The sequence below is a fragment of the Bradyrhizobium sp. genome (genome assembly GCF_027451485.1).
GTDB lineage: Bacteria > Pseudomonadota > Alphaproteobacteria > Rhizobiales > Xanthobacteraceae > Bradyrhizobium.
Map to the genome: position 1 here is coordinate 1 of NZ_DAIDJE010000080.1, position 7,200 is coordinate 7,200.

Annotated in this window: 5 protein-coding genes; 3 read left to right on the plus strand and 2 right to left on the minus strand. The window is 63.7% G+C overall.

Features of this window, described 5'->3' with window-relative positions:
* The first annotated feature begins 78 nt into the window (after window positions 1-78).
* The 3 genes from NEZ08_RS11145 to ahcY all read left to right on the plus strand — a co-directional run bounded on the left by NEZ08_RS11145 (window position 79) and on the right by ahcY (window position 4,303).
* Window positions 79-1,434, plus strand: coding sequence for a hypothetical protein (locus NEZ08_RS11145; RefSeq protein WP_298106794.1), 1,356 nt, complete (start codon window positions 79-81; stop codon window positions 1,432-1,434).
* Between the two features lie 60 nt (window positions 1,435-1,494).
* On the plus strand, window positions 1,495-2,691 hold the full coding sequence (gene metK, locus NEZ08_RS11150; protein ID WP_298106796.1) for a methionine adenosyltransferase: 1,197 nt from the start codon (window positions 1,495-1,497) through the stop codon (window positions 2,689-2,691).
* Window positions 2,692-2,872: 181 nt separating this feature from the next.
* Window positions 2,873-4,303: an adenosylhomocysteinase gene (ahcY, locus tag NEZ08_RS11155; protein WP_298106798.1), complete on the plus strand. Its 1,431-nt coding sequence runs from the start codon at window positions 2,873-2,875 to the stop codon at window positions 4,301-4,303.
* Between the two features lie 95 nt (window positions 4,304-4,398).
* Here ahcY and NEZ08_RS11160 read toward each other — a convergent pair whose 3' ends face one another.
* Together NEZ08_RS11160 and NEZ08_RS11165 are read right to left on the minus strand one after the other, a co-directional pair.
* The gene (locus tag NEZ08_RS11160) at window positions 4,399-6,717 is read right to left on the minus strand and encodes a xanthine dehydrogenase family protein molybdopterin-binding subunit (RefSeq protein WP_367278406.1); all 2,319 of its coding nucleotides are present in this window, start codon (window positions 6,715-6,717) and stop codon (window positions 4,399-4,401) included.
* Window positions 6,714-7,200 (minus strand): FAD binding domain-containing protein (locus NEZ08_RS11165; protein WP_298106800.1); only part of this gene is annotated, 487 nt, incomplete at its 5' end. The genes NEZ08_RS11160 and NEZ08_RS11165, both read right to left, overlap by 4 nt.

Consider the following 7,200-nt stretch of genomic DNA (forward strand, 5'->3'; position numbering starts at 1 on the left):
CTTGTCGGGATGTGGGCATAAGTGGGCAGTGTGTGCTAGGAGTTTTCCGCCCCACCCCTGCTTCCCACCCGCGCCTCGATGAAGAACGATCAGATCCTGGCCCAGATATCGGAATTCTGTCGCCAGGCCGATATGGCGGAATCCACCTTCGGCCGGCGCGCCGTTAACGACGGCAAGCTGGTGCATCGCCTGCGTGAGGGCAAACGCATCACCATCGACACACTGGAGCGCATCCAGGCCTACATGGCCTCGGCCATGCCGGGCGGGATGCCGCCGCCGCGCGGGCTCGAAGTCGAGCCGGAAAGGCGCGATCCCAGAGGCAATTTCCGGTTCTTCGAAAACCGGCAAAAATACCTCTTGTTTGTCCACACCTGCAGCGAGAAGCGGGTGGTCGCCGCCCGCGTCGCGCTGGAGCTTTCCGCGATCCATCCCCGTCCGCCGGCGCTGCGGGTGTTCGACGCCGGCTGCGGCGACGGAACGGTGCTGGCGCGCGTGATGCGCTCCATGCACACGCGTTTTCCCCATATGCCCTTCTACATCGCGGGCAAGGAACTTTCCCTTGAGGACGTTCGCCTGACCCTGGAGAAGGTGCCCGACCGGCTGTTCGAGCACCCGGCGACAGTCTTTGTGCTGACCAACATGTATTATGCGGAGGCGCCCTGGCTGACACCGGCCTCGCCCGCGGCCGCTGCCGGCATGATCTGGCACGAAGTCCCGCTGCGGGGTGCCTCTTCGGGCGATTTCGAGGCTCAAATTGCCGAATTGGGACCATTTCTGGAGCAGAACTGGCGGGCCAGCGTTTCGCCTCGCTCGGGCATGCCGATCTATGAGCGCCCCGTGGCCCTGGTGCTCTACCGCGAGGACCAGCGGTTTTTGCTCGATTCGATCATCCCCCGCGCCGGGAAGGTCGAGGCGAATTTCGACCTGATCATCGCATCCCAGCCCTATCGGGCGAAATCCAGCGTGAATTTCCGTGCAAAACGCATTATTGCGCCCTTGGGCCGCGCCTTGCGGGCCGGCGGCCGGCTGATCGGAATCCACTCCCACGGGCAGGATCCGGGGCTTGAAATCATCCAGGCGGTATGGCCGGGAGAAAATCCTTTCGCGGTCAGCCGCCATGAGCTATTGCGCGCTGTGAAATACGAGCTGGGATCGGCGGGGCGCGACCTTAACTTTAACGCCTATGCCGATAACCGTTCGGTGTTCCGGTATGATATGGAAGCGCTTCCCGACGAGGTTACCGGCTCGATTGGAACCTCGACGGCCTTTGCAGCTTGGAACGCGGCGGTGTATGTCGCACAGATTGAAGACGACCGGCTGACGGAAATGACCCAAAGCGGCCGTTATCTCGACGCCGTCAGAGAGGTTTTGCGCAAGCATAACGGTCTCTGGTTTTACGACGAATCCTACGTCATCTCGCGCCGTCGAGATTGACCAATCAGGAAACATTAAAATCGCACTGCCGAACTTGCGGCAGAAGAAGGGACTAGCTTGATGCGCGCCTCTTACCTGTTCACCTCTGAGTCGGTTTCCGAAGGCCATCCGGATAAGGTCTGCGACCGGATTTCCGATGAGATCGTCGACCTTTTCTATCGCGAAGGTCCGAAGGCGGGCATCGATCCCTGGGCGATCCGGGCGGCCTGCGAAACGCTGGCCACCACCAACAAGGTGGTGATCGCAGGCGAAACCCGCGGTCCCAAATCCGTCACCAACGATGTGATCGAAGGCGTCGTGCGTGCGGCGATCAAGGACATCGGTTACGAGCAGGAAGGCTTCCATTGGAAGAATTGCGACGTCGAGATCCTGCTGCATCCGCAGTCGGCCGACATCGCGCAAGGCGTCGACGGTCAGCAGCCGGGCGCGGCGAAGGAGGAGGGAGCGGGCGACCAGGGCATCATGTTCGGCTATGCCTGCAACGAGACGCCAGATCTGATGCCCGCGCCGATTTTCTATGCCCATAAGATCCTGCGGCTGATTTCGGAAGCGCGCCATTCGGGCCGTGAGCAGGTGCTCGGTCCGGACTCCAAGAGCCAGGTCACGGTCCAGTACGAGAACGGCAAGCCGGTCGGCGTCCGCGAGATCGTCGTCTCGCATCAGCATCTGGTCGAGGACATGAGTTCGGCCCAGGTGCGTGAGCGGGTCGAACCCTATGTCCGCGAGGCACTGCCAAAGGACTGGATCAACGGCAAGACGATCTGGCACATCAATCCCACCGGCAAGTTCTTCGTCGGCGGCCCGGACGGCGACACCGGCCTCACCGGACGAAAGATCATCGTCGATACCTATGGTGGCGCGGCACCGCATGGCGGCGGCGCGTTCTCCGGCAAGGATCCGACCAAGGTCGACCGCTCGGCAGCGTACGCTGCGCGCTATCTGGCGAAGAACATCGTGGCGGCAGGTCTCGCCGACCGCTGCACGCTGCAGCTTGCTTACGCGATCGGCGTTGCGCGCCCGCTGTCGATCTACATCGACACGCACGGCACCGGAAAGGTACCGGAGGACAAGCTCGAGAAGGCCGCAGCCGAGGTCATGGATCTGACGCCGCGCGGCATCCGCACCCATCTCGACCTCAACCGGCCGATCTATGCGCGCACCGCTGCCTATGGCCATTTCGGCCGGACGCCGGACAACGAGGGCGGCTTCTCCTGGGAGAAGACCGACCTCGTCGAGCCGCTGAAGCGCGCGTTTTAATTTGTACATGGTACGTCGCGACATAATCAGGTCGTCATGGCCGGGCTTGTCCCGGCCATCTACGTCTTTCCTGTCGTGACCAAGATTGTGGATGCCCGGGACGAATCCGGGCATGACGAAGCGTTAAATCAGTCCGCGCGTCGGAAGCGATGTTCGGACGCGGACGACAAAGGATAACCTCATGACCGCAACCGCCACGAAGCCCGGCTTCACCGACTACATCGTCAAGGACATTTCGCTGGCTGAATTCGGCCGCAAGGAGATCTCGTTGGCCGAGACCGAGATGCCCGGCCTGATGGCAACGCGCGAGGAATTTGGTCCCAAGCAGCCCTTGAAGGGCGCGCGCATCGCCGGCTCGCTGCACATGACGATCCAGACCGCGGTGCTGATCGAGACGCTCGCGGCACTTGGCGCCGACATCCGCTGGGTCTCCTGCAACATCTATTCGACCCAGGACCATGCTGCGGCGGCGATTGCCGCTGCCGGCATTCCGGTGTTCGCCGTCAAGGGCGAGACGCTGAAGGATTACTGGGACTACACCGCCAAGCTGTTCGACTGGCATGGCGGCGGCACGCCAAACATGATCCTCGACGACGGCGGGGACGCCACCATGCTGGTGCATGCCGGTTACCGCGCGGAAGCGGGCGATGTCGCCTTCCTCGACAACCCTGCTTCCGAGGAAGAAGAGATCTTCTTCGCGCTGATCAAGCGTCTGTTGAAGGAAAAGCCGAAGGGCTACTTCGCCGAGATCGCCAAAAACATCAAGGGCGTCTCGGAAGAGACCACCACGGGCGTCCATCGTCTTTATGAGATGGCGAACAAGGGCACGCTGTTGTTCCCGGCGATCAACGTCAACGACAGCGTCACCAAGTCGAAGTTTGACAACCTCTATGGCTGCCGCGAGTCGCTGGTCGACGGCATCCGCCGCGGCACTGACGTGATGATGTCGGGCAAGCTTGCTATGGTCGCGGGCTTCGGCGACGTCGGCAAGGGCTCGGCGGCCTCTCTCCGCCAGGCCGGCTGCCGCGTCATGGTCTCCGAGGTCGATCCGATCTGCGCGTTGCAGGCGATGATGGAAGGCTACGAGGTCGTGACCATGGAAGACGCCGCGCCGCGCGCCGATATCTTCGTCACCGCGACCGGCAACAAGGACATCATCACCATCGAGCATATGCGCGTGATGAAGGACCGCGCCATCGTCTGCAACATCGGTCACTTCGACAACGAGATCCAGATCGCGCATCTGCGCAATCTGAAATGGACCAACATCAAGCCGCAGGTCGACGAGATCGAATTTCCCGACAAGCACCGCATCATCCTGCTGTCCGAAGGCCGCCTGGTGAACCTCGGCAATGCCATGGGCCATCCTTCCTTCGTGATGTCGGCCTCCTTCACCAACCAGACGCTGGCGCAGATCGAACTGTTCGCCAACAACAAGGATGGCAAGTACGCCAAGAAGGTCTACGTGCTGCCCAAGGCGCTCGACGAAAAGGTCGCGCGCCTGCATCTCGCCAAGGTCGGTGCGAAGCTGACCGAGTTGCGGAAAGACCAGGCCGACTACATCGGCGTAAAGGTGGAAGGTCCCTACAAGTCGGATCACTACCGGTATTGATGCTCCGGCGGTCCGAAGCCCCTTCGGCGTGACGAAGGTCCTGCCTTTCACGTCCTGAGGGGCAGGGTGATCGCGCCGCCCTGCGGCGCGTCCCCTCACGCCAGCTGGAACTTGTCGGGCGTCAGCGGCAGGTCGCGGACGCGCTTTCTGGTCGCATTGAACGCCGCATTGGCAATTGCGGCGGCGACGCCGGTGATGCCGATTTCGCCGATGCCGCGCGCGCCCATCGGCGTGCGGGGATCCGGAATATCGGTCCAGACAACGTCGATGTCGGGCACGTCGAGATGCACCGGGACATGATAGTCGGCGATCGAGCCGCTCATGATCCGGCCGCTTCGTTCGTCGAACAGCGTCTCCTCCGTCAACGCCATGCCGATCCCCATGATCATGCCGCCACGGAACTGGCTTGCGGCGGTCCTGGGATTGAGAATGCGGCCGCAATCGAAACTGCCGAGAAGACGGTCGATGCGAATTTCTCCGGTCACCTCGCTGACGCGGAGTTCGCAGAACACCGCCGATCTCGAATACATCGAGAACTTGAGCACTTCGAGCGGCGCGCCGCTCTCGCCCGTCACGCTGACCTCGCTGCGCGCCGCGCGTTTGAGGATCGACGTGAAACTTTCGTGCCGGGACGGCTCGTCGATCTTCCGCAATCCTCCGTCGGCGAATTCGACGTCGCTCGCCCGCAAGCCTGCGAGCGGCGTGTCGTTGCCGGCCAGGCGCAGCAACTCGCCGGCGAGTTTTCCGCTCGCGGCGTTGACCGCCGCACCGAGCGAAGCGGTCTGCGACGAACCTCCCGCCATGCCCCCGAAGGGTAGACTGGTATCGCCGATTCTGACCGTGACGCTCGCAAGCGGCAGTCCGAGGCGATCGGCCGCAATCTGCCGCTGTACGGTCGCGGTGCCCATGCCCATCTCGTGTGCGGCGCTCGACACGGTGACCTGACCCTTGCCGTCGATGGTCATCCGCACCGAGGTGCCGGGCACCCGCATATAGGGAAAGGAGCCGGTCGCGCAGCCCATGCCGATCAGCCATTCGCCTTCGCGGCGCGATCGTGGTGTGGCAACGCGGCGCTCCCAGCCGAAACGTTTCGCTCCGAGTTCGTAGGCCAGCATGAGGTTGCTCTGCGAATGCGGCGCGCCGCTCACGGGATCCTTGTCGCCGACGTTGCGTCGCCTGAGTTCGATCGGATCGAGCCCGAGTGCGTGCGCCAATTCGTCCATCGCGCTCTCGACCGCGAAAGTGCCGGGAGCCTCGCCGGGGGCACGCATGAAGCTGTTCGCCAGCACGTCGAGATCGAGCGTATGCTGCACGATATCGAGGTTTTCGGACGCGTAGAGGGAGCGGGCCGCCAGCGTGAAGGCCTCGTCGCAGGCGCTGTGCGGCGGCTTCACCGAAAAGCCATGGTGAATCAGCCCCTTCAGCTTCCCGTTGGTGTCGGCGGCGAGCGCCACGCGCTGCTCGGTCTGCGACCGGCCGCCGATCAGGCGATGCATGGCGGCGCGCGACAGCGCGATCCGTACCGGCCGGCCGGCGAGTTTTGCTGCGGCCGCGCCCAGGATCTGATGATCCCACAGCGCCTTGCCGCCGAAGCCTCCGCCGACAAACGGGGAACTGACATAGACCTGGGACTCCTTGATGCCGAACACCTTGGCGAGCGACACGGCCGTGCCGTGCAGCATCTGCGTCGCGTCATGCACGATCAGCCGGTCGTCCTGCCAGGAAATCGTCGCCGCATTGGGTTCGATCGGATTGTGGTTGTGCCAGGGCGTGCGAAAGACCGCATCGACACTGCGAGCCGCCGCCTCGAATGCCGCTTTCACGTCGCCCTTCTTCAGCCGGTTCTTCTCGATCAACAGCGAGTCCGGCGTGCGCGCATCCGCCTTCGCCTGCTCGAACCGCGTGCGCGCAGGCGTCGCTTCGAAGCGCGGCTTGATCAGCGACGCGGCATGGTCGGCCTGTTCCTGCGTTTCAGCTAGCACCACCGCGACCACCTGGCCGTTCCAGCGGATTTCCGCATCCTGCATCACCGGCAGGATGTTGTTGCCCGCGGCCTTGAGGTTGGTCAGGCCGATCGGCGGCGGGAGCGCCATCTTCGGCGCGTTGCCATGGGTCATCACCAGCGCAACGCCGGGGGCTGCTTCGGCAGCGGAGACGTCGAGTTCGGAGATCCTGCCGCGCGCGATGGTCGAATGGACGAGGGAGGCGTAGAGCAATCGCTCCATGGGTATCTCGGCGGCGAACCGTGCGGCGCCCCGCACCTTCTCGGCGCCGTCGATGCGCGACTGCTGGGTGCCAAGCGTTACGCGCCGCTCGATCAACGGGTCCGGCGTGCCGCCCGGCAGCCAGCTTGTCGGCACATAGCCCATCGCAGTACGGACACCGCCGACGATGGCGTTCTGAAGCTTGCTCATGCGTCATCTCCGCTGAGTTCGCCGAGTACGGCGGCGATGGTTCTTTTGGCGAGTTCGACCTTGAAGGCGTTGCCCTCGTAGGTTTTGGCGCCCGCCAGTTCGGCATCGGCCGCCGCCAGAAAACGCTCCCGCGTCGGGGCCTGGCCGCGCAGGCTTTCCTCGGCCCGCGTGGCGCGCCAGGGCTTTGCTGCGACGCCGCCGAGCGCGATCCGCACGTCCTTGATCTTCCCGGCAGCGATTTCCAGTCCTGCGGCGACGGAGACCAGCGCGAACGCATAGCTCGAACGGTCGCGAACCTTGCGATAGGCGGAATTCGCCGCGGCAGGACTCGAGGCGAGCTCTATCGCGGTAATCAGTTCGCCCGGCCGCAAGGCCGTGTCGATCTCCGGGTGATCGCCGGGCAATCGATGGAAGTCGAGCAGCGCGACACGGCGCTCGCCGTCGCCGCTTGCGAGATGCACCGTCGCATCAAGCGCGGCAAGC

Bases quoted from the DNA above. Each gene is read 5' to 3' on its own strand.
- NEZ08_RS11145 (WP_298106794.1), top strand. From the start codon at position 79: ATGAAGAACGATCAGATCCTGGCCCAGATATCGGAATTCTGTCGCCAG.
- metK (WP_298106796.1), top strand. From the start codon at position 1,495: ATGCGCGCCTCTTACCTGTTCACCTCTGAGTCGGTTTCCGAAGGCCAT.
- ahcY (WP_298106798.1), top strand. From the start codon at position 2,873: ATGACCGCAACCGCCACGAAGCCCGGCTTCACCGACTACATCGTCAAG.
- NEZ08_RS11160 (WP_367278406.1), bottom strand. From the start codon at position 6,717: ATGAGCAAGCTTCAGAACGCCATCGTCGGCGGTGTCCGTACTGCGATG.